This window comes from Nocardia sp. NPDC006630 (assembly GCF_040611495.1).
Lineage (GTDB): Bacteria > Actinomycetota > Actinomycetes > Mycobacteriales > Mycobacteriaceae > Nocardia.
In genome coordinates this window covers 488482-510514 of the sequence record NZ_JBEXOK010000005.1, presented here as the reverse complement: position 1 = coordinate 510514, position 22033 = coordinate 488482, and the positions used below count along the sequence as shown (strand labels likewise).

Here is a 22033-nt window from a genome sequence, read left to right as displayed (position 1 = left end):
GTGCGATCTGCACGGGTGGGTGGGGATTGTGAACGAAAGCCTAACCAGGTTCAACGAATTCGGGGTTCGACTACGATGATCGACACTCGCCAGGCACAACGCGCCTTCGACGCGGGGGTGCTCTCTCTGGGGTTGAGCATCGACGGGCAGGAGTCCAACAAGGATCTCGAGTACGCGAAGCTGGCCTTTCAGCGCGCGACCGAGTGGGACCCCACCATGTGCGACGCCTGGCTCGGCCGGGCCGTCGCCGGTGAGGTAACCAAGGACGTTCTGTACAACCTGTACAAGACCAGCACCACCTCGCTGGCCCGGGAGCAGCGCCGGTTGGGGCTGCCGCCGCGGGTGCTTGCTGGACGTTTCCTGCCGGGCCTCTACATCGATTACCCACTGTCCAGTTTCACCGAAATCTGGCTCGCCTACGCCGCACATCTCATTACCGACAAGCAGTTCGACGAGGCCGAGATCGTGCTCGACGAGCTGGCCAAGCACCGTCGCGCGCGAGCGGGCGAACCGGACTTCGAAATCGACGGCCGGGTCAGCTCTTACGTGCGCGGCATCCTGCACTACAACACCCAGCGCTGGCCCGACGTCATGACGGTGCTCGCCGGATCGGACGCCTGGGAAGATCCCTATCTGGCCGCTGGCGCACATGTGATGGTCGGCACAGCCTGCGCGCAATTGGGACTTTTCGGCGAGGCCATTCGCCGCATGGAAAAGGCCGAGGCCGGTCCGATTCCGGCGGCCCGCACCGCCGCCATGTTCTGCCGCGGCCTGTGCCTGCGCGAGAACGGCGAGGCCGACGAGGCGCAGTCGCTGTTCGAGAAGGTGTATTCGCAGGCACCGGATTTCGATGCCAATACCGCCGCCATGCGCGACCGCACCTACCGCATCACCATCACCTCCAAGGAGGTGATCGACGCCCGCACCGATAAGTGGGATCCGGCCACCGCCGCATCCCTGGAGGAGAAGAAGCAGGCCGAGAACGAGGACCGCGCCAAGACGATCCTGGCCGAGGCGCGCGCCGAACTGGATAGGCAGATCGGGCTCACCGCGGTGAAGACCCAGGTGGCCAAGCTGCAATCGAGTGCGCAGCTGGCCCGCATCCGCGCCGAGAAGGGTCTGTCCAGCTCCGCGCGCGGTCAGCACCTGGCTTTCACCGGCCCGCCCGGAACCGGTAAGACCACCATTGCCCGCGTGGTCGCCAAAATCTATTGCGGCCTGGGCATTCTCAAGACCGAGAAGGTCGTCGAGACCAAGCGCTCCGACTTCGTCGGCCAGCACCTCGGCTCGACGGCGATCAAGACCGACAAGCTGATCGATACCGCCATGGACGGTGTGCTCTTCATCGATGAGGCGTACACGCTGATCCAGACCGGACTTTCCGGCGGTGACGCCTTCGGCCGCGAGGCCGTGGACACACTGCTGGCCCGTATGGAGAACGACCGCTCGCGCCTGGTGGTCATCATCGCCGGATACGACGGCGAGATCGATCGCTTCCTGGCGGCCAATGACGGTCTGGCGTCCCGCTTCTCCAAGCGCCTGCAATTTCCGTCCTACACCGCGCCCGAACTCGGCGAAATCGGTCAGGTCATTGCCAATTCGCGCGATTCGGAGCTGTCCGAGGGCGCGCTGCAGCAGCTGGTGCACACCTGCCAGAAGCTGTACGACCTGGAGAGCACCGATCAGAGCGGACTGTCCCGCCGCGGCGTGGATATGGCCGGCAACGGCCGTTTCATCCGCAACCTCATCGAAGCCGCTGAGGAAGAACGCGAATTCCGGCTCGCCAATGACGAGTCGATCGACCTGAGCGAGATCGACGAGGCCGCGCTCATGCGCATCGAAGCCCCCGATATGAAGGCCGCGCTGACCACGCTGCTCACCTCGCTCGGCCTGTCATCTGCCACAGACTGAGGGGGGCTCGCTGTGACCAATCCCGAACTGCGTTCGGATGAACTCTGGTTGTTCCGGGTGCTACCACTGCGCCTGGTCATACCGGTAGCGCTGGTGGGGGTACTGGCTTCGCTTGTGACCGTCGCCTGCCATACGCCCTGGTGGGCAATAGCTTTGGCGGGAGCACTGCCCGTATTGATCGGCCTGGCGCCGGTGCGCGGCAAGGCGATCGGCCTGCGCCTGGGCAGCTGGGTGGCCTTCCGCTGGCGGCAGTTCGGCAACCGCACTGTCGACGAGTCGACCCAGTTCGACGTGCCGCTGCCCGACGGCGGCAGCTACGGATTGCGCTGGGACGGAACGCTGCTCACCACCATGCTGCGCATCGACACCCCGCCCGACACCCTGACGCTGCTCCGCCGCGGCTCACTGAGCACCGATCAGCTGCTGCCGCTGGCCGAAATCGCTTCCTGCCTCAGGCAATACGATGTCGAGCTGGATTCGGCCGATGTGATCAGCACCGGCACCCGCACGGCGGGCACCGAGGCCGTGCTGTCGGGCTACGCGGCCAGCATCGCGCCGCTGGGCCGGCTGTACGACGAAATCCTCGGCCCGCTACCGGCAATCGCACACCGCACGGTGTGGCTGGTGCTGCGCCTGAACCCGCTGGCCAATACCAAGGCCGTGCACAACCGCGGCGGCGGCCCGGAGGGCGCACTGCGCGCGGCGATCGTCGCCACCCGCCGAGTCGCCAATCGCCTTGCCGCCCGCGGCATTACGGCCTCGGTGCTCACCACCTCCGAAATGACAGCCGCCACCCGCGAATTGACCCGCGGCATCCCGCTGAACGAATTCGTGGAAACCCCGAAGTACCTCGAGCACAACGGTGTTCACCTCACCAGCTTCCAGGTCGACCCCGCGCTCTTCACCGCCGACGGCTTGGCCTCGGTCTGGTCGGTACGCAGCCTGGCCACCACGGTCACCGTGCGCCTGCGCCCCGCCCCCTCCACCACGCCCGACCGCCAGGACGAATTCATCGAGGTCGACGCCCGAGTCCGCTACGACACTCCCCAGTCCTTCGACGAGCCGCCCGTCCTCGGCCTCCGCGAACTCCCCCAGCGCCAATTGTGGGCCCTCACAGACACTCTCGCCTTCGGTGCCCAGGAACTGCAGACCCGCACCCACCGCGGCCCGGTGAGCGCCCTGGCCGATATCGCGATACCGACCGCAGGCTGCGGTCAGCTCATAGGCGCCGACGCCACCGGCAGAGGAATCGCGGTGACACTCATCGGCAACGGTTCCCGCCGCATCGACATCATCTCCGACCTGCACCTGGCCCAACAGGTCATCCTCCGCGCCATCGCCCTCGGCGCCGGCGCCGTAGTCCACACCGCCCGCCCCTGGGCCTGGCAGAGCATGGTCACCAATGTCGGTGCCACCCACGCCCTCTCCCTGGCCTCGTCGGTCACCCACAGCTCCCGCAACAGCGTCATGACCTCCCGCGCCCCCAACCCCGCCGCCACCGTCATCGTCTTCGACGGCGTCCCCTCCACCGCCCCACCCGGGTCTGCCACCGTCATCACCCTCCACGAAACCCTTCCCCCGAACTACCAGCCCGACGCCGACGTGACAATCGTCCAGCACCCCGACGCACCCCACACCGTCACGGTGCACACCCCGGCGCGGAGAACCACGGCACAGCTCGTCACCACCCCGACCGAACAGCATTACATCGGCGGAGACATCAGCTACCGCTGAATCACTTGACGCCCTTGCGTAATACGGGCAGCAGCTTGTCGAGCAGGATCTGCTCGGAGGCATCGGTCCAATTGCGCAGGGCGTCAATTGCTTTGGGGTCGTCGAGCACCAGCACGGTGGTATGCCGCATAGTGACTTCCAGGGGCAAATTCACCAGTCCACCGCCACCGGCGGAGGTGTCACTGCGTACCGCGAGCAGGTAGCCGGAGTCGAGTTGACTGAGCAGAGTCGGATCCCCCGCCGGATCTTTCACCATCACACGTGGCGTCGGCTCATTCCCATTACGCACGCACGTATTGTTGTAGACGAAACCGAGAGCTTCGAAAAACGCAGCCTGCGGGCTGGGCTTCAGGTGCACGGCAACGGTCGCTTCGTAGCCTCCTTCACCCGTGATGTCTACTGCTGCAATTATTTTCCCGAGGAACGCCGGATTCTGCTGCCGCGCCTCCGCCACGTTCCCCGGCGCGGCAGCGGTCGTGGCTGTGGGCGCAGCCGTCGAAACCGGCCGGCCGGAGTCATGGCCTCGAACAGCCCACAGACCGATCCCGGCAACGAGCGCCAGGGCCGCCGCAGCGGCAACGAGTGCGATCAATCGCTTTTTCCGGGCACCGGGTTTCACCCGAACCTTCAGTGCTTCAGCGTCGAATGGCGTTAAGTTCGAATGGTTTCCGCCTGCGGAAATCCTTTCAGGCCGTGTGGCAGCCGATGCCGGCGATACTCCGTACCGGAGTGCGAGTTCGAGTGCGTGGGTGAATTCGCGGCAGGTGTCGAAGCGCCGGGCCGGATCTTTTGCCATCGCGATAGCGAGCACCTGGTCCAGGGCGGGCGGCAACTCCGGAAGGACGATGGTGATGCGCGGCGGAGGCTCGTACAGATGCCCCGTCATCACCAGCGCCGCTTGCGTTCCCGGATAGGGATTACGTCCGGTAAGCAGTTTGTAGAACGAGCACGCCAAGCTGTAGATGTCGGTGTGCCTGCTCAACTCTCCGCCTGACAATTGCTCAGGCGCGGCATAGGCGATAGTGGCGACGAACTCTCCGGCCGCAGTGAGTTCGCTGGTGTCCTGCATGGACTTGGCGACACCGAAATCGGTGAGCAACACACGTTCTTCATCACCGTCAACGGCCGAAAGCAGGAAGTTCGCGGGCTTGATGTCACGGTGCAGCAGCCCACGGCGGTGCGCGTGATCCAGGCCCCGTCCCACCTCTGTGACTATCCGCAGCGCTCGCTCCGGCGTCATGCCTGCCGGATGCCGCTTCATGGCTGCCGACGCATCGGTGCCGTCCACGAACTGCATGGCAATCCAGAGCTGTCCGTGATCGGCACCGCGGTTGTACACCGAGACGATATTCGGATGATCAAGGCCGGAGGCCAGATTGGCCTCCCGCTCGAATCGCGCCCGGAACTCCGCGTCCCGCGTCATCTCGTCGCTGAGCACCTTCAAGGCATCCCACCGCGGCAGACTCGGGTGTTTGCCGAGATACACCGTCCCCATACCGCCCGCGCCAAGCACACGCTCGATGCGATAACCGCCGACGATTGCCCCCGGCCCGATATTCATGAATCCTGCTCCCGCTCTACATCCACGCACTATTGGTCAGCAGCGCATACTGCGCCGCAGCGCGCTGATGTGCGTCTTGCAGTTGCGCACTGAACACGCGACCTACGTAGCGGTCGTATCGCACGACGCACGAGAACCGGGTCTTCGGGTTGCCGCCGGCATCGACCGAGGATTCGTGGCAGAACGAGTCCGGTACACCGGGCGGCGCATCGGTGTTGTTCTTGAACAGCAACCCGTAACCGTCTTCGAGCTTCTTCGCTGCGGCACGGTCCGGAACTCGCATCAGCTGTGTGCCCTCGGCAGTTTCGGACACCTTGTCGACTCGGGCGACATCCATCAGGTCCCGCCACACCTCCGGCTGCGAGGCCCTGTGCAGAAAGCCACGCGGGATGAAAACACTGTCATGCCCAATAGCCAGGAACTGGTCGTCCTCCGGGTGCAGGGTCCGGCGGAACATCGCCTGCGCATCGGCATCCGGCCTGAAATGCAGCATGTCGCGGGCCGAAAGCGGCGGCAGTTGGTCCAGTAGCGGCAGCTCGACGGCCAGCGCCTTCCTGGTCATATCCGTCAGTGGGCCGAGATCGGGCGCGGGACTCTTCACGAAGGTGGCGATCACATAGCTGCCGTGCGCCAGGGTCGCACCCAACGTCGGAATACCCGGCCGCCAGTGGGCTTTCGCATCTGGATACCCATCCAGGCTGACCGCGACATTGGTATCCGCCACCGCGAAGTCCGCCGCATCCATCTCCTGGGCGGCCTTGGCGGCCGATCCGGCATCCGGGAACTGTAGGACGCTGAGATCCACGATCGTACCGTCCGCTGCCGTGGTTCCGTCCTCGTCCTTGTTGACATTGCGCTGCAGCGAACTGTTGTCCGGAGCAGCTTCCGCCGTAGACGCGGACATCGAGAAGCCGAACGTCATCTGGTTTCGCTCGACCGCCGGGACCTCGGCCTCGCTGATCAGAAAGCCGATATCCGAAATCTGCGTGATCGCCCGCCCACTGCGCCCGAATTTCAGGCTCGGATCGATCTCCAGCCCGTCTGCGACATGATCGGCCAGTCGCATAATGGCGAGGGCCTGGTTGTTATCCGGCGTCGGGTTGTAGTTCGTGCGATAGTCGAACGGATCGATCGGGTAGGTGCCGATATCCAGTTTCCTGATATCGATCTCACCGGCCACCGGCGTCCCTGAAACACTGCCGCAGCCGGTGAGTAGGGCAGTGGACAGGGCTACGAGCGCGAGTAACCAGAATCGACGAGCATGCGTTTTCATCAGGTACCGCCTACTTGTTCCGGGCGAGAATGGCGTACTGGGCGGAAATGCGCTGGTGCACCTCGGGTAGCTGCTCGCCCCACATCTGCGCAACATATCGACCGAACGTCACAGTGCAGTAGTACGGGATCGCACCGTATTCGGGTCCGTGATACTTCTGGCACCGCGCGTTGGGTAGGCCAGGGGGCGGGTCAGCCGTGACCAGGTGTTTGCTGGACACCTCGTTATCGAAATAATCCTTGGCAGACTTGGCATCTCGGGTTCGTAGTATTGTCCCCGCATCGGAAACCGCTCGATCGATTCCGTACCGCTGGAAGACTCGGCCGGACTGCTCCGGATCGTCGACCAGCTGCAAGAAGGCGTGCGCGCCGTATACCCCCGGCATATTGTTGAACGAATCGCCTTTCGGCCGGCTCAACGAAATCCGCAGCAGCCCATCGGGATCCAACGGCCGGCCGGCAAGTTGTGCGGTCGGTATCGGCTCGAACGATTTCACCTTCTCGGAGGTGACGGTCATCGCCTTGTCCGCGAGCGACTCCAGCAAACCCTGATCCGAAACCTTCAGCGCGAGGTTTTCCGGGTCCTGCACCGTAGTGACGAGCACCAGTTTTCCTGTTGCGTAGAAGGAAACGAGCGCTTGCCGGTCGGGAATCCAGTAGACATTCGCATCCGGATGGCCGTGTGACTGCGCCTGCGCAACCGAACTGGCCCCGACATCGGGGCCACGCTGTGCCAGGCCAGCTTGCGCCGCACGGGCCTGCACCTCGGTCTCGAAGATCAGTGCAGAGACGGATAGGCGATAACCGATCTCTTCGGTCTCGCCGGTGGTGGCGAAACCCGCGATGAAACCCTTTGCCAGGTCATCGAACCCGTCCGTCTTCACCCAATCGAACATCGGACTGTTGTGCCCGCCATCACTCGGCGCCAGGAAGGCATGCGGAGCAATCGAATCGTTGAGCTTCAATCCCGCATCGATCTCCGAGGGCAGCGGCATCAGATCACCCAACCGCTCCGCCTCGAAAACCCGTGCCACGAAGACCGGTTTAGGTGGCGCGAAGTCCGCAGGCACAGATCGATAGCTGCCTACGTCGAGCTTGCTGAGATCCACCGGCGGTTCCGCCACTGCGGCACCGGAATCGGACCCGCACGACGTGGTTGCAGCCAGCGCGATTGCCAGCAACAGAGCCGTCAGACTCCCCCGTAACGCCCCCACGAACTGCCTCCAGCTACTCGACGTACCAGTACCGAACCGGCAAGAACCGGTCCAGTGGCGCCGCCCCGACAGCCTCGCCCCAAGTTGCACAGCGCCGCAAACTCAGCGAGATGGACTCCACCGTGTCACGAGCCGACGGGGCGAATCTATCGCGATCAGTGCCGTTTCCGCCATCCAAGCTCCCTCCGGACGGCCCCGAGGGGATGCACGTCCGAACCGTATGACCAGTACACTTTTGCACACCAGAACGAGGGACGATCAGCTAGCGGTTTCATCGGGGGCGGGAAGTACATGCGGTACGGCTTTGGGAACCGGCGGGGGTCAGCCGGTTTACGACTACGCACCACGATTGGTGCGGTTTTCACGATCGCCGTGCTGACGAGTTCGGGGTGTGGCTCCGAATCGGTTGCGGCTAAGGCGAATCCGGTCGATCTGAGCAAGCTCAATGTGGGCAGCTACTCGTCGAGGCCGCAGGACCGGGTGTTCAAAGATCCGGCACGCACAGCTCGGACTATGGAGGCTCTACGACTGGGCAACATCATGCCGCTGCCACAGGAGGTCGACCCATCACTGCGGTACCACTCCTCCTTTACTCACCCCTTCGTGGATGTCGAATCCTTCGCCGGTGATCCGGTATTCGGCTATTTCAACATCACTGATTTCACGGCCAACACGCCAGGATTGGTCGCGGGCTTCTCTACTTCGGGACAGTCGAACGCCGATAGCGCCATCGCGACCGAACTCACAGATGCCGTCATGATCTTCGATACCGCAGACGCCGCCGGCTCAGCCGCAACAGCTCTCGCTCGAAGCGGGTTCGACAATCGTTTCGGCAGCAACGACAGCGCTGAACCAGCACAATCCACTCAGTACCCGACCGCGCACCTCTCCTGGATCCCCAAGAATCAAGAACTCGCGTCCTGGTATGCGACAGGACAATTCGTCATTATTACTCTAGTCGGCGATCAGGCGAACAACGCTCTGAAAGTATCCGACCAAGCCAGTCTGCGGGCGCTCTCCGACAAGGCGATTACCGTTACCGCCGACCGGCTCAAGTCCTTCCAGCCGACCCTCCCGGATAAACTGGCATCCCTTCCGACCGACCCGCAAGGCATGCTCCGGCTGACGTTGCCAGTGCCGACGGGGGACGACACCGCTTACCCCTTCGATGGAACACTCGACCGGCACGGGGCCCTGCACAAGGTCGACGATCCTGACAAAGCCCCGGCGCGATTCGAAAAATCCGGGGTAGATTTCGTGAGTTACGGTGCTGGAAGGCTGGTTCGTACTCGCGACGCCGCCGCCGCTCAAACCTACGTCGATGAGATCTCCATCGACAGATTCCAGCAGCGGATCGACCCACCGCCCGGACTGCCGACAGCGCGATGCAGCAGATACTACGAACGTAGGCCATTCGCATCCAACTTTCATTGCTACGTCGCCTACCAGCGCTATGCCATCGAAATCTGGTCCGATCAGCAGCAAGATCTGTATCAGCGTATTTCGGCGCAGTACGCGATTCTCGCCAACAGCAAATAGGGGCAGCAGTGAAGTTCTTCAGCAATCGCCTCCCCACCGCCGGAGTGGCTTTCAACGCACTTGCGTTCGTCCTGACATCAGCAGCGCTCGTCAGCTGTGGGAGCAGTACGGACGGAACGGCCATCGCGGGTGAGGTCGACGTGCGGAAGTTCGCGGTCGGTACCTATCCGACCATCCCTGCCGACCTCCGAGGCTCGTATCGGCACGAGGCCCTCAGCGGCACGCAACTCGCGGTCGCGCGGCTGGCGGACGCAGTCGCAACTGGTCCGGACGTCGATCCCAGTTTTGCCCATGGCGTCATGCAATGGTCCATCACCACATTGGGGTCGGTGTCTTCTGTGCTTGCGAATGCGACCGAGCCGGTGGCGGAGCGCAATAATGTGATGTTCGGCTACAGCGCATCGGCGAGCACTCGTCCATTGCCGGATACCGGTGACCCAAGCGCCTCCGGCATCTTTCATCCTTTCGGTGGTGGGCATACGGACCCTGATGCCACCTCCTTCAATATCACCGTGCTGCAATTCCCGAGCGCGCAAGAGGCCGAGTCGGCCGCCACCCAAATGGAGGCAGCCGACTTCGACGTGGCAGCCGACCTGAACACGCACATCAGCCTGGACAAGTATCCGAGTGCCAAAGCTCATTGGCGGCAGGGCATTCCATCGATGGCTGCCACCCTCGCCCACGGCCAGTATGTCGTAAATGTCTTCGTTCAGCTGCCAAAACCTGAGCTCGCCGGGCTGAAGAATCTCATCGAGAAAGTGTATGCCGCGCAAGTGCCGCTGCTCGACCAAACTCCGCCGCTGTCTGCCAGGGAAGTGTTGTTCCTGGACTATGACCCGTATGGAATGGTGCGCCGAACCCTGCATCCCGATAAACTCCTCCGTCCGAACGCGGACACCGAAGCGACCCGAACACCTCGCGGCTACCTGCACTATGTCGATGATCAAATCGCCTGGAAGCGACTGCTCGACGACAACAGAGTGGATCGAATTTCCACTACTCAGAAAGGTGCACTACTACTGCGAACCCCCGACACGAAGTCCGCTACCGCTTTGTGGGCTGGAATCAACGGCCTCACGACCGGTACGGCAGACAGACCCGCGAACGTCCCCGACGTCGCCTGCGCCGAGAACCCGAAGCCTAAGCGCGACAGCTACGACAACTATTGGGACGAGCCCGACCGTTTCATCTGCACTGTGCGCTACGACCGCTACGTCGCACGCGTCGCCGGAGCGCAGTTGGCAGATGTCCATCAGCGTGCTGCCGCGCAGTATGCCCTGCTGGCAAATAGCCAGTACCTGTAAGGAATCGACATGAGTATCGGGCCAGGCTCCATTGTCGGCGGCTATCGCATCGAACGTGTGCTGGGCACGGGTGGCATGGGCACGGTCTATCTGGCCAAACACCCGGAACTCCCGCGCTGGGATGCGCTCAAAGTGCTCAGCCCGCAGTTCAGCACCAACGACGAGTACCGGGCGCGCTTCGAGCGTGAAGCGAATCTGGCTTCCGCACTGGATCATCCGAACATCGTCTCGATCTACAACCGTGGCGAGGACCACGGCCAGTTGTGGATCGCCATGCAGTACGTCAACGGTATCGACGCGGCGGACGCCGCCGCGCAGAAGTCGACCTCGATGACTCCGTGGCGCGCGCTGCACATCACGACCGAAGTCGGCCGGGGTCTCGATCACGCACATCGCCGCGGTCTGCTGCACCGTGATGTCAAGCCGGCGAACTTCCTGCTCTCGACCGGTGACCACGGCGAAGAGCGGGTACTGCTCACCGATTTCGGTGTAGCCAAATCCACCGACGACACGAATGAGCTCACTCAGGCCGGCGCCTTCGTCGCTACTATCGCCTACGCTTCACCCGAACAACTGAGCGGGGAGCGGCTCAACCATCGCGCCGATATATACAGCCTCGCCTGTTCATTCTTCCGACTCGCCACCGGCCAAAACCCTTATCCGGGAAACCAACCCGCCATGGTGATGATCGGACACCTGCACGAACCTCCGCCCCGGCTCACAGCCGTCGACCCCACACTGCCCGCCGATATCGACAAAGTGCTCGCCGTGGCCATGGCGAAGAACCCCGCGGACCGGTTCGACACCTGCCACGACTTCACCGCTGCCTTGAAATCTGTTCTCGAATACGGGGTTTCCGACCTCTCGATGGACACCGTGCCACAGCATCGACCCGCCGCAATCGGTGTGAGTGAACCATCGGCACTCCGAGCGAGGACTGGGAACGACTCAGCAAGCGATGATTTCGCTGAATCGGGCGCCTCGGTCGATTCGAAGCCGAGCCGCCCCCGGCGTGGAGTACTCATAGGGACGGTTGCCGCGACAGCGATCGCGCTGGCCACGGGCGTGGGAGTGTGGGCCACACAGCACAATTCTGCGGCTTCCACCGCATCGGGTGTGGTCGCCCCTACGTCGGTATCCGAGGCTCGTGCACAGAATCCCGCCTTTGCCGGGAAATTCATTGGAGCTGTGAATGTCTGGGGCCAGCACGGCCAGGACCCTTTGATGAGCGTCGACTTGAAACCAGGCCCGCAGGCAAAGTTCTTCGAGGACCTGGGATTCACCTACAACCCGAAGTTCAACAGTCAGGGTAATGAGCCCAATCCCCGGCCTGCCAACTCCGGGACGCTTCCTCAGTATGAGGCGATGTCCGGAGTTGACACAGGGTATGTGCTCGCCGTGCGTAGTGATGCCGAGGCGGGCGGCGGCAGCCTTGTGAACCTTCCGGCCGCCGTCACCTCCAGCACTGCCACTGTCATCGTTCTTGATGATCCGCAGGCCGTTGCCGCCTTGACCGAGTGGTCGACGGGCTCAGAAAAGGTCCTGCTCGAAAAGTTGCTTCCGATCCTGCGCGCGAATGTCAAATAGTTCGAACCCGGCTGCCGGCCACTGTCATTGGCCGGTCGGCAGCGCATCGCGACTGACCAGCGCATCCGCCTTGCTCAGGGTGGGCCCGGTAACAAGCTGCCCGATAACCGACCACGGAGCGAGCCGGGGCGTGGTGCCCAGACCGAGAATCTGAGCGGTCTGCAGATCCGGTATGCCGTAGCGGATTCCATTGTCTGCCACATAGAACAGACTGTCCCGGCGCAGGCTGCCCGGCTCCAGGCCCGTGGAGCGGACGAATTCACCGCTACTGGGCGGGACGTAGACATTGTCGATGTGGTCGCCCGTCCCATCTGCAGTAGCCAGCGTGACCGGTATTGCGGATTCAGACAATGGCAGCCGGGTGCCGACGAGCACCGATATCGCAGAGCGGTCGGTAGGGCCCTCGGCCGCGTCGGATTCCGTCAGTCCGGTCGCCTTGGTCTTTGACCAGGAGATACACGCGATTGGATTGTCTTCTGCGGAAATGATCTTCGGTGCCGCGGCCGGGAAGTCGTCGACCGGCAGCGCGTGCACCACCGGGATGCCGTCGAGCAGATCCGGCGGCACCGACTTGATCTCGTCCATGCCCTGCGAGTTGGAGTTTCGGATCACCTGGGCGGTGAATGCCGAAATGCGTTGTACGCCACCGGAAAGCACAACGTACAGCTCCGATTTATCCGCACTGCCGAGCCCCGCGACACTGATTACACCGCCTACCGGCATGCCGTTGAGGCGACCGGGGCCGGACGCGCCCGCGTTCGGAACCGTCGGCGAAACCAGCGGCGGCACTTCGACAGCGGCACCCAGCAGTCCGGTTGTCGCCGGTCGCGGGCGCTGTCCCGTCAGGTTCAGGGAGCGAGTCATGACGGTGTTCTGCGAGTCGACCTCAGCGCGCTTGCCGTCGTAGATCAGATACGTCTTATCGCCCTTGCGAACAAAGAGCGCCGTGCCGGCGTCGGCAGGCTTGATCCGCGCACTGAGTTCGAGTCTGCCCGCGATGGCGGTGGTTATCGAACCTGTCGAGGAAGCCGAACCGCCGGTGGCCGACAGCTGCACGGCATCGCACAGCGTCCACTGTGATCGATCGCCTTGGCTGGAACCGGGGAGAGCCGCCGGAGCTCCTGGAATGCCCAGTATCGGGCCGCGCGGCACCGAGTTGAGTTTGCTGTCCTTGACCGATGTCGGACTCTCGCTGGTTCCCGAAATCAGACGTGCGGAGGCCAGATTCAGCACCGGGTGCATTGTCATCTTGGTTTTGTCGTCTTTATCCCGCACCACGACATAGAGTGCGCCGCTGTCCTTGCCCATCACGATATTTGCATCGCCGATAGACCCCTGCGGCTTGATGAAAGCCAGGATCGTCGCGCCGGCCACCACCAGCAGCGCCAGTATCGCGCCGATGATCAGCGACCGAAATTGCGATCGCATCGGATCATGCAGCATGCGCACATCGCGGCGGATCAGTGCGTGGTCGAGACGTCGCAGCAGGAAACGGTACCCATTGACCTGGGCACGAGTGGTCAATTGGGCTGGCAACTAATCCTCCGTGGGAGCAAGAACTTCACGCATGAGAATACGGGGGCGACATCCGACAGCAGCGCACTCCTCCTGGTGGAGGAGTGCGCTGCGTCGAACGGTTCGTTCTCCTCAGGAGGTGAAACCGTCGCCGATCTTCTGGTCGGCGCCGAGCGCGCGGCCCAGAGCGTTCTCGACCTCCGCGGCCACACGATTCAGCGTCGTCATGGTGTCGCCGAACTCGTTGTCCCACTTGCCCTTGACTGCCGCAAAGGCGGTCCACGCCGAGTTCGACTGGCCGGTGTTCTCGTTCGTCCACGCGGCCTGCAGCTGCTTGGAGGCATCCTGCAGGTCGCTGCTCGACATCTGCAGCTGGCCGTAGTAGTCCTTCAGCGTGCTGGCCAATTCGTTCATGGTATTTGCGTCGTAAAGCACGTCAGTTCCTTCTCGAGTATCGAAGCGGTGCGGTCGGCTGAGTCAGATCAGACGAGATTGGTCAGGGTCTTGAAACCGGATTCGTTCTCGGAGTCCATATTCCGGAAGTGGATGGTGCCCTGGCCGACCTTGTCCTGCATGTCGTTGAGGATTCCGTTCAGCCGCGCAGCTTCGCCATCCCAGTTCGAGGTAGCGGTGACGAACGACGCATTCGCATCGCCCTGCCAGCCCTTCCGGGCGGCATCCACGGACTGGGTAACCTTCTCAAGGATGGCCTTGATCGTGGAAACCACGTCAGCCATGTGGGTCTGCGCCTTTTGGGCAACTTCGTGTTCGGATGCAACCATCGTCTGTACCTCTGCCTATTCGTGGGATCAGCAGGTGATGCGACTGAGCATCACCGATTGTGGAATGGACCGACTGCCCTGGTCATACGCGGATCACGGCAGCCACCTCCCCCCAGGCAGCGAGTCGATCAGTCCCGCAATCGCTTGCGCGACACGGTGATCACTGCCCGGTGTCAACGTGGACCAGACTTGCTGATCCGGTGCGACCCCCGGGGCGGCCACGATGCGGCCTCGTGCGGTGTCGTACACCACGACGGCTCCCGGTGATCGGTCTGTGACGCCGTCGGCGTAGGCGTAGGCCACCGCTTCGGCGTAGGAATGGCAGGAGGAGAGCGCGAGGCCGTAGATCGTGGCATCGGTGTCTGCGACGCCGAGGCTGTAGACGGAGCTCGCGTAATCCTCCGAAGTTATTGCGGTGTCGAAGCGTTCGGCCAGGTCCGAGGACAGGGCGCTGAAGCTGGCGACATCCGCGGGTGGGCAGGGGCCGAGGGCATCGAGTATCGGGCGGGCGAGTGATTCACCCGATCCGTCCGACCACAGGGATCGGATCTCGATGCTGTCCCCTCGGCGGACTGCCAGCACATGCTCTTCACCGCGCCGTGCCAGGCAAACTCGCACCTGACCGTCGCCGGTGAAAATACGCACTGCCAGTTCACGATCCGGCTGCGCAAGTACGAACAGCGCTGTGGCTACGCCCGGTTCGACATCACCGCGAGGATCCAGTACGCGACCGGCGAGCAGCTCGGCGCGCGCTTGCTCGTGCGCAAGCGCGAGTTCGTCGTAGGAATCCTGTTGCGGCCCTATCGATAACACCAGCGGGAGAGTCTGCACGCCGAGCTGCGCGGCGAGTGTTACCACGCTGTCATTGGTGAGAGTTGTCATGCTGAAGCTCCCTCACCTGTCGCAGGCACGGCGGCTTTCGCGGTCTCGACTCCGGTGCTCGCAGCGTTGAACGCGATATCCACCGGCACGCGCTGCGCGTTCGGATCGACTCCGCCGAGCACCGCGGGTGCGACCTGCATACCCGAGGTGAGCCCCAGTTCGGCGTCACTGGGAGCGCCGGCAAGTCCGGAGCGGGTGACATGTTCGTCTTCGCCGTCCCCGCCACCGGCGGCTGCGGCGGCCGGAGCCATCGGCATCGAAGCGCCGGTTTGCACCGTGACCGGTTGTGTCACAACCCTTTCCGAGATGGTCTCATCCACCTGCGCATTGCCACGCATCCGGAATTCCGTCTTGATCGGAGCGATGTCGATCGGCCCGATCGGGAAGCCCGGCATGGCCGGCATCTCGGGAGTGGTGGCGGCCGCATCCGGGTCCACCGCCGGCGCCTGGTTGCCTCCGGTATCCATCCCCGCGGTGATCTCGGGTGGAGCCTGATGCTCCCACGGCGTCGCGAGTGATTCCGTCGCCGCCTCGTAGGTGCGCATCACCCGCGCCGCAATGGCTTTCGCCTCATCGGCGGCGGTATCGGTCCGGGCAACCTGAGCCAGCATGGGCGCCCCGACCGCCGTCCCGAGCTGCTCGAGCATCTCCTTGAGTTGCTTGATCTGCTCGACGTCATTCGCATCCGGCATCGCCAACTTCGCGATTTCGTATGCGGCAGCGTGCGCTTCGGCCTGTGCTGCATTCGAGGCCGCATCGGCGGCCGAAGAAGCCAGCCAGTCGCGCAGCGCCCGGATGCGTTCGATGAACGGCTTGCTGTTCTTCGATTCCCAAGCGCTGTCGAGGATTTCGAGGATATGTTCGTATTCGAGTGCGGCCGCGCCGAAACCCGCGCTGAGGCGTGCCCAAGCCAGACCGGCCTCGGCGGCGGGCACTGCGCCCGCCCCCGTCACCAGGTCTCGGGCCAGCTGCTCGGGCGGTCTGGCTTCCCAGACCGTCCCGGTGAAGCCGGGTTTCGTCGTTTCCAGCATCGAATACGGTCCGGTCAGACCGTCGGTGATGCGAAGCCGAGGGCGCTCTGCTCCTCGACCTGCCCGAATTGACCGGCCTGTGCGCGCAGCGCGGAGGCCAGCTTGCGGACCTCGTCCACGCCGGCGCCACCGGACGTCTGGAATGAGGCGGCGACCGAGTTCAGCGTCTGCGCCGCCCGCACGGAGACCTCGTCCGCACCCGCGGGTGCGATATCGAGCTTCGCCTGCTCGACCGTCATCCCACCGGAGATCCGGTCGGCCAGCGCATCGAGCTGGGTGGCGGCCTGCAATGCGGTCGTCGCGTCGAAACGGACGCCCTCGAATTCGTTGGTGCTCATGCCAATCCTCCTCTATCCCCTGCATTCACTGCATATTCACAGTCAGAGCGTGAGCGCTTTGTCCGGTGGCTCGTCGACGGCCTCGACCGCACCGACCACCGGGATGGAAACGCCTTCGATAACGCCGACCACTTCGTCGCCGTGTGCGCCGGTGACCAGAGCGGTACGCTCGCCGCTCGATTCTTCGTCGCCGTTCTTGTTCGCCAGACCCGCTCCCGAGGACATGCCGGGCATGCTCGTGGTGGAGCGAGACTGAACGGGTTCGGTTTGAGCTCCTGCGCGCGAGATCGGTGAACCGGAACCGAGCCCCTCGGCAGTCGGAAGCTTTGCTCCGGACGAAGGATTCAGCGGATTCGATCCCAGCCCCGCCCCCATCGGCATGCCGTTCGGAATCCCCCCGCCGCCCCCGCCGGTCGAATCATCCGTCTTCACGGTGGTGGTGTCGAGCGGTTTTCCGTCGGTCGTCTTATCGGTGTTGGTTGTGGTGGTGGTCTTGTTGGCTGTCGTGGACGTATCGGTATTGGTGTTCGATGTGGTCAGGGCGCTGACGAGCTGCTGACCGGCCGTGCCGACGCTGCTGAGTGCCGACGAGCTGGAAGACACCACCTCGCTGCCCTTTTCGGCAACCTTCTCGACAGCCGTCGAACCGACGCTCAGGAACGGCTGGACCGCCTGGGTGACCTGGTTCGCCAGATTGGCGAGATCCCCGACATTGGGCGCGCCGGTGATCGGGATCTTCATTCCGGCCGAGACCACCTGGGCGGTATTCACCGTCAGCTCGCCCCGGGTTCGGGCAGCGATGACGCCGGCGTCGGTGATCGCATTCGTTGCCAGAGTGATCAGGAACGGGATGCCCGGCGGGGAGAACAGAAAGACACCGCCGGCGATCACCGAGCTGATGAATCCCGAAATGACCCCGCTGATTTCGGCATAACCTTCCGCGACCACCCGTTCGGCCTCGAGCAGGATCATCTTCAGCTGGTCGCCCTGCGCAACGACCTTCGGAGCGTCGGCCTCGACCGCGTTGCTCTTGTTCTGCGCCGCGTTCGCCGCATCACCCTGCCAGCTGCTCGAAACCGCGCTCGTCGCTTGCTTACTGGTGTCCACCGCCGAGGTGAGCGCCTTCGCGACCGAGGAGAAGATCGAGATGAGTTCGGTGCCCATGCTCGAGGCGCCGGTGCCGAATGCCGACAGCAGACTGATCACCGGCTGGATCAACGTCGACAGATCGATCGTCGGCAGCGTCGGCATTTGCAGCCCCGACAGATCCGGCAGGCTGATCGCGGGCAGCTGCGGCAATTGCGGCAGTCCCAGTCCGCTGATCACATCCGATACCGGCGTATCCACCAGCGCCCCAACCGGACTGGTACGTAGTACGTCCAGAACGGTGGGGTTCGGTGTCGCGGTTACGGAACCGACAGATTCACTCACAGGGCGCTGAGGAAGCTTGTCGCTGATGCCAGTTCAGTGGTGGAGTAGGCGCCAACCGCAGAGAGCGCGCTGACCGCGGTTTCCCCGTGCACCGCAGCGATTTCCGCCGCCGATGTCAGATAGGAACCCTGTGCACCGGCGAACGCCAGCAGGAAATCCTGCGCGATCAGCCCGAACATCGGGATTGCGGAAGCCATGGCACCGACCGAATCCGCCGCGGCAGCCCCTGCGACCTGCGCCGCAATCCCCGCGTGCGTGGTGCCGTACTCCAAGATGGGTCCGAAGTCCGCCTTCACGTAATCAGCCATCGCTGGTCCCTCCCAGGTGCATCGATCTTGACAGATATTACAAGCACGAAATTGGTTGTGCCAGAGCACATGACGCAAACTCTGGTTCAAGATTGCGTTAACAGACCGGCTTAACCGGACATCTCCTCATTGAACCGATCAACCACTTCGGCCCGCCGCGTGAACGCTTCCCGCGCGGCCGCAGCCGCCGTCGCCACCACGACCCGTTCGAATTCCTCCGGAGACATCCGCGAAACAGCATGGCTGAACTGCAAATCCTGCAGCGCCCCGTTCCCGTCCACCTCGGCCATCACGGCACCGTCCTCGGACGTCTCCCGCCCCCGGACCGCAGCCATCTGCTCCGCAAGATCCTGAAACCTGTACAGCTGCCGCTTGACCCGTTCCTCGAGCTCATCCATAGACCCGACCACGTGTCCCCCTCTCACACAGTCCGAAGCCAGCTCTGCGGCTCCGTATCGTAGTCCTGCTCCTCGACAATCTCTTGCCGAGCGACTTCAGCTTCGGTGGGCAAACCGGTGGCTGCCAGAGCGGCAGCGCTCATTCCGGCAGCTTCCATCTGCTTCCGCCGAGCGAGGCCGGCGCGAGCAGCAGCCCGCTGACACAGCCGCAGCAACTCTCCGGCCAACTGTGATGGATCCCGGTGCAGCTCAGCCGGATCAACCTTCACAGCCAGCGGCAGACCTTGCTCTGTTGTCCTGACTCGAATCGCCCCAGAGGGCGTCGCCGCCGTAACTGAGGCCCACCCCTGCTCGGCAGAGTCTGAATCTACCGTCCCCACGTCAGTCATAGAGCCCCCTCCGCAGTCATCCTCGCATAGAAATACCATACGACAAGGGGCCGACACCACCGACATCCGAACGAATCACACACCTGAACAGCATCATTCGCCTACAGAGTTCAATCACCACGCTCGTCCTTGATGGCCCGGACGATGGCGGCAACTCGGATATTGATAGCCGCGATCAATCGCTTCGGATCGGCCGCAGTCGCGACATGAGGTGGTTCCCCACCGATGACATACCGACCATCGCCTTCCAGGTCTCGCCATTCCAGCCGACGAGCCGCGACGCCGCGGGGCCCGAACTTGGACCGACCCTGGACCACGTCGATCGCTCCAAAGCACTGAATGGGTGCGGCCAGAAATTTCTTCGCTCGGAGACTGTCCGAATTGTCGAAAATATCAGAAATGGTCGTTCGCACGAATTCTTCGTCCGGGGAACTGGCTTCATCCAAGACCGCCAAAGCAGTATCCGGCTGGCTACCGGCCTCAGCCTCGGGCAGTGCGGCAACCACCGCCTCTGCCAGAAGCACTGGATCGCATTCTGTCGCCGTGAAACCGGCGCCGTTCATATAGGTTTCCCCCGGGGACTGCACAATAATATATCCCCTCTCACGTTTTCGCAGCGCCATTAACCGGACTCGACCACCAGCATTTTGCGGGTCACGGCCATCATACCCACTCACAGTGATGCGTATATCTGGCTCGACCAACATCTCTGCCAAAACGTCCAGTGATCTATTCCATTTCGATTTCAGCTTCTCGGCTACCGCATTTTTCTCACTTAGATAATCGTAGTACATCGGTGTTCGGCTCTTGAAGCCGAACGGGCCCGGCAAGCGTTCGCCAGTAGACTTTTCCCACAGCACGACAAACTCGAGGTCATCGAATTGCAACTTCGCGCTCATTTCTCAGCGACCGGTCGCACTGCTTCAGGAACATCCTCGAATACGTCATCAAGATTACCGGCAGACTTAAGGAATTCAGCTCGCTTGTGCTCCTTGCCGGCGCCGCCCTGACTCGCACCCTGTGCACCAGATCCCATGGGCATCCCGGATGACCCCGTTGTACCCGCCCCGGAGGTCGTACTCCCACTTGTCGCCAGCCCAGCGCGTGCCGTGGACAGGGTGTCTTCATTACTCCCGGCGGTGACAATGCCCGCGCGAGGAAAGAGGCGCGCTTGGGGATTGGTATCGCGCGCCTGAGTCGTTATGGGACTGCCGCCCGGCGAACCACCCGGCGAACCACCGGGTGAACCCGCATCTACTGGAATGTTCTGCAAATTCGTCAATGCTGCGAGCTGCTGTTCCAGCTGTTGCGCGGTATCCTGTGCAGTTTGGGTGGTCTGAGTCGTTGTTTGAGTATTCTTTTGCAAGTCTTGAACCAGAGTCGAAGCGCTGGAAGCGAGGGATTCCACCAAAGAGGTTCCTTGCTGCGCGAGGGACTGCACCGCCGAGGAAATTGTTGATGCAACCGTCGAGAGAGTTTGATCCTGGGTTGTTGTCTTTGCCGGATCTTGGTCCTTGGGTTGCTGATCCTTCGGCTCGGTCACCTTGGGGTCTTGATCGTTCTGCTGCAGGTTGTTAGCGTTATCCGAAGGTGCAGTGGGAGAATCGGCCAGTTGGGGAGCTGCACTGGTCACCTTGGGTGCTCCGGCCCCGGGGTCCGTCTGTGGTTGGACCGGCACGTAAGCCGTCGACGGAACGGCCGTCGGCAATGTCACCAATGATTTGTTATATTCTATTACACCATCGATGTAGTACAAATCGCAGCTAATTTGATACTTGTTCAGAACTTGATCAACGCAATCTTTTTCAGTTGTTCCCCAAGTCTGAGCTCCATTATAGTTCATATAATATGAAGTTGTATTGTAATTCTTGGACGCGGTTGGAGTGGGAGCCTCAGGGGTATCAGGAAGCGCTTTGTACGCGGCATTCAGCCAGCGCGCAGCCTTAAGTAAATTGTTTTTGACATCCCCCATTCGATCTGTCAACTCTCTAGATTTTGCGACAAAATCTGCAACAGCATCTCTGGCCGCCTGCGCCGACCCGCCTTGCCATCCGTTTTCAAACTCTGAACTCTTGACCGTCTCATTTTCGAAAGTATTCACCGCACTGATCAGCTCATTCGCCATCCACTCCCAGTCGGACCCGATTCCACTGACCCCGAGATTCAAACTCTGCTTGAGCTCCCATAATTCATGCCACTTTTTGGAGTATGGGTTCTCAGGAGCCACGGCACGATCGTCTTTCGGCGGCGTATAGTCAGCCTTATACAAGTCACCTAGAATAATCTGGGAATTAACGACGTGATCAATTTCCGAAGGATTCGGCGGCTGCACGGTGAACCCACTCGGGGTTGTTGTCATTGAAATTTTTTCGAATTCCGAAACCGAAGAATCCTCGGCGTCACCGAACATCTTCGCTGCCATTTTCAAGGTATCTGCCATAGCATGCAGCGTGCCGATATTTACTCCGAGGAAAGCGCTCACCGCCCGGCCGTCCTGCCGAAATCCTTCCGCCCAAGAATGCCCTGAACTCCACCCGGGCTCCGGCCCGCCGAAATCGGCAAAATCGTTGGCAGTGTTATCCATAAACTGCTGAACGGTAAGTATATGACCTATAAGATCACTGCATGAATTCAACGCCTTGACAGCAACCGCGCGATTGAAGACCAGTTGGTGGTCAGCGACAGCTCCCTGTGCGTTCTTCCATGTATCGTCGACCACTTCGCGGCCCTCCCCACTCACGGCACTGATACCGCTTCGCCCGGACCCGCAGAGTGCGAGCGCTCACGGACGCCGGCTGGCTTCATCTTGCAACAAGGCGAGGATCCAGCGCTACTTG

General features: G+C 62.4%; 19 protein-coding genes. 5 read left to right on the top strand and 14 right to left on the bottom strand.

Going from position 1 to position 22033, the window contains the following annotated elements:
* The first annotated feature begins 75 nt into the window (after positions 1 to 75).
* Together eccA and eccE are read left to right on the top strand one after the other, a co-directional pair.
* Positions 76 to 1911 (top strand): type VII secretion AAA-ATPase EccA, encoded by a 1836-nt coding sequence (gene eccA, locus ABZX86_RS17320; protein WP_327143764.1) that lies wholly within the window; start codon positions 76 to 78, stop codon positions 1909 to 1911.
* Positions 1912 to 1923: 12 nt separating this feature from the next.
* Complete coding sequence (eccE, locus tag ABZX86_RS17315) at positions 1924 to 3645, top strand: type VII secretion protein EccE (protein WP_355124512.1); 1722 nt, start codon at positions 1924 to 1926, stop codon at positions 3643 to 3645.
* Between the two features lies 1 nt (position 3646).
* Here eccE and ABZX86_RS17310 read toward each other — a convergent pair whose 3' ends face one another.
* Genes ABZX86_RS17310 through ABZX86_RS17300 form a run of 3 tightly spaced genes read right to left on the bottom strand, consistent with a single transcriptional unit; the run spans position 3647 to position 7782 of the window.
* Complete coding sequence (locus ABZX86_RS17310; protein ID WP_355124510.1) at positions 3647 to 5206, bottom strand: serine/threonine-protein kinase; 1560 nt, start codon at positions 5204 to 5206, stop codon at positions 3647 to 3649.
* Between the two features lie 16 nt (positions 5207 to 5222).
* A complete protein-coding gene (locus ABZX86_RS17305) occupies positions 5223 to 6479 on the bottom strand; it encodes a hypothetical protein (RefSeq protein ID WP_355124508.1) in 1257 nt (418 codons plus the stop codon).
* A gap of 10 nt (positions 6480 to 6489) precedes the next feature.
* Positions 6490 to 7782 carry a hypothetical protein gene (locus tag ABZX86_RS17300; protein WP_355124506.1) on the bottom strand — a complete coding sequence of 431 codons (1293 nt, stop codon included), beginning with the start codon at positions 7780 to 7782 and terminating at the stop codon, positions 6490 to 6492.
* Between the two features lie 513 nt (positions 7783 to 8295).
* Here ABZX86_RS17300 and ABZX86_RS17295 point away from each other — a divergent pair.
* The 3 genes from ABZX86_RS17295 to ABZX86_RS17285 are packed head-to-tail and all read left to right on the top strand — an operon-like array spanning position 8296 to position 12122.
* Positions 8296 to 9231: a hypothetical protein gene (locus ABZX86_RS17295; RefSeq protein WP_355124504.1), complete on the top strand. Its 936-nt coding sequence runs from the start codon at positions 8296 to 8298 to the stop codon at positions 9229 to 9231.
* Positions 9232 to 9239: 8 nt separating this feature from the next.
* A complete protein-coding gene (locus tag ABZX86_RS17290; protein WP_355124502.1) occupies positions 9240 to 10535 on the top strand; it encodes a hypothetical protein in 1296 nt (431 codons plus the stop codon).
* Positions 10536 to 10544: 9 nt separating this feature from the next.
* Complete coding sequence (locus tag ABZX86_RS17285) at positions 10545 to 12122, top strand: serine/threonine-protein kinase (RefSeq protein WP_355124500.1); 1578 nt, start codon at positions 10545 to 10547, stop codon at positions 12120 to 12122.
* Between the two features lie 24 nt (positions 12123 to 12146).
* On the opposite strand, the gene eccB is transcribed toward ABZX86_RS17285, so the two are convergent.
* The 11 genes from eccB to ABZX86_RS17230 all read right to left on the bottom strand — a co-directional run bounded on the left by eccB (position 12147) and on the right by ABZX86_RS17230 (position 21915).
* Entirely contained in the window at positions 12147 to 13658 is a 1512-nt protein-coding gene (gene eccB / locus ABZX86_RS17280) for a type VII secretion protein EccB (protein ID WP_355124498.1), read from the bottom strand.
* A gap of 111 nt (positions 13659 to 13769) precedes the next feature.
* Positions 13770 to 14072, bottom strand: a complete 303-nt coding sequence (locus tag ABZX86_RS17275; protein WP_327143756.1) for a hypothetical protein — start codon at positions 14070 to 14072, stop codon at positions 13770 to 13772.
* Positions 14073 to 14119: 47 nt separating this feature from the next.
* Positions 14120 to 14419, bottom strand: coding sequence for a WXG100 family type VII secretion target (locus tag ABZX86_RS17270; protein ID WP_355124495.1), 300 nt, complete (start codon positions 14417 to 14419; stop codon positions 14120 to 14122).
* 93 nt (positions 14420 to 14512) lie between these two features.
* Positions 14513 to 15301, bottom strand: coding sequence for an ESX secretion-associated protein EspG (locus ABZX86_RS17265; protein WP_355124493.1), 789 nt, complete (start codon positions 15299 to 15301; stop codon positions 14513 to 14515).
* Positions 15298 to 16332, bottom strand: a complete 1035-nt coding sequence (locus ABZX86_RS17260; RefSeq protein ID WP_355124491.1) for a PPE domain-containing protein — start codon at positions 16330 to 16332, stop codon at positions 15298 to 15300. Before ABZX86_RS17260 ends, ABZX86_RS17265 begins: the two co-directional genes overlap by 4 nt.
* Before the next feature lie 14 nt (positions 16333 to 16346).
* A complete protein-coding gene (locus ABZX86_RS17255; RefSeq protein WP_327143752.1) occupies positions 16347 to 16670 on the bottom strand; it encodes a PE family protein in 324 nt (107 codons plus the stop codon).
* A 42-nt stretch (positions 16671 to 16712) separates the two neighbouring features.
* Positions 16713 to 18101, bottom strand: a complete 1389-nt coding sequence (locus ABZX86_RS17250) for a hypothetical protein (protein WP_355124489.1) — start codon at positions 18099 to 18101, stop codon at positions 16713 to 16715.
* The gene (locus tag ABZX86_RS17245; protein WP_355124487.1) at positions 18098 to 18409 is read right to left on the bottom strand and encodes a type VII secretion target; all 312 of its coding nucleotides are present in this window, start codon (positions 18407 to 18409) and stop codon (positions 18098 to 18100) included. The genes ABZX86_RS17250 and ABZX86_RS17245 overlap by 4 nt, the downstream gene beginning before the upstream one ends.
* 110 nt (positions 18410 to 18519) lie before the next feature.
* The gene (locus tag ABZX86_RS17240) at positions 18520 to 18807 is read right to left on the bottom strand and encodes a YbaB/EbfC family nucleoid-associated protein (RefSeq protein ID WP_355124485.1); all 288 of its coding nucleotides are present in this window, start codon (positions 18805 to 18807) and stop codon (positions 18520 to 18522) included.
* A gap of 499 nt (positions 18808 to 19306) precedes the next feature.
* A complete protein-coding gene (locus ABZX86_RS17235; RefSeq protein ID WP_355124483.1) occupies positions 19307 to 20095 on the bottom strand; it encodes an ESX secretion-associated protein EspG in 789 nt (262 codons plus the stop codon).
* Entirely contained in the window at positions 20092 to 21915 is a 1824-nt protein-coding gene (locus ABZX86_RS17230) for a hypothetical protein (protein ID WP_355124481.1), read from the bottom strand. Before ABZX86_RS17230 ends, ABZX86_RS17235 begins: the two co-directional genes overlap by 4 nt.
* Positions 21916 to 22033 lie beyond the last annotated feature (118 nt).

Excerpts from the sequence above, each read along its gene's own strand:
- ABZX86_RS17285 (WP_355124500.1), top strand. The coding sequence starts at position 10,545 with ATGAGTATCGGGCCAGGCTCCATTGTCGGCGGCTATCGCATCGAACGT.
- ABZX86_RS17310 (WP_355124510.1), bottom strand. The coding sequence starts at position 5,206 with ATGAATATCGGGCCGGGGGCAATCGTCGGCGGTTATCGCATCGAGCGT.
- ABZX86_RS17255 (WP_327143752.1), bottom strand. The coding sequence starts at position 16,670 with ATGAGCACCAACGAATTCGAGGGCGTCCGTTTCGACGCGACGACCGCA.
- ABZX86_RS17235 (WP_355124483.1), bottom strand. The coding sequence starts at position 20,095 with ATGAGCGCGAAGTTGCAATTCGATGACCTCGAGTTTGTCGTGCTGTGG.
- ABZX86_RS17260 (WP_355124491.1), bottom strand. The coding sequence starts at position 16,332 with ATGCTGGAAACGACGAAACCCGGCTTCACCGGGACGGTCTGGGAAGCC.
- eccA (WP_327143764.1), top strand. The coding sequence starts at position 76 with ATGATCGACACTCGCCAGGCACAACGCGCCTTCGACGCGGGGGTGCTC.
- ABZX86_RS17240 (WP_355124485.1), bottom strand. The coding sequence starts at position 18,807 with ATGGATGAGCTCGAGGAACGGGTCAAGCGGCAGCTGTACAGGTTTCAG.
- ABZX86_RS17245 (WP_355124487.1), bottom strand. The coding sequence starts at position 18,409 with ATGGCTGATTACGTGAAGGCGGACTTCGGACCCATCTTGGAGTACGGC.
- ABZX86_RS17265 (WP_355124493.1), bottom strand. The coding sequence starts at position 15,301 with ATGACAACTCTCACCAATGACAGCGTGGTAACACTCGCCGCGCAGCTC.
- ABZX86_RS17270 (WP_355124495.1), bottom strand. The coding sequence starts at position 14,419 with ATGGTTGCATCCGAACACGAAGTTGCCCAAAAGGCGCAGACCCACATG.
- ABZX86_RS17305 (WP_355124508.1), bottom strand. The coding sequence starts at position 6,479 with ATGAAAACGCATGCTCGTCGATTCTGGTTACTCGCGCTCGTAGCCCTG.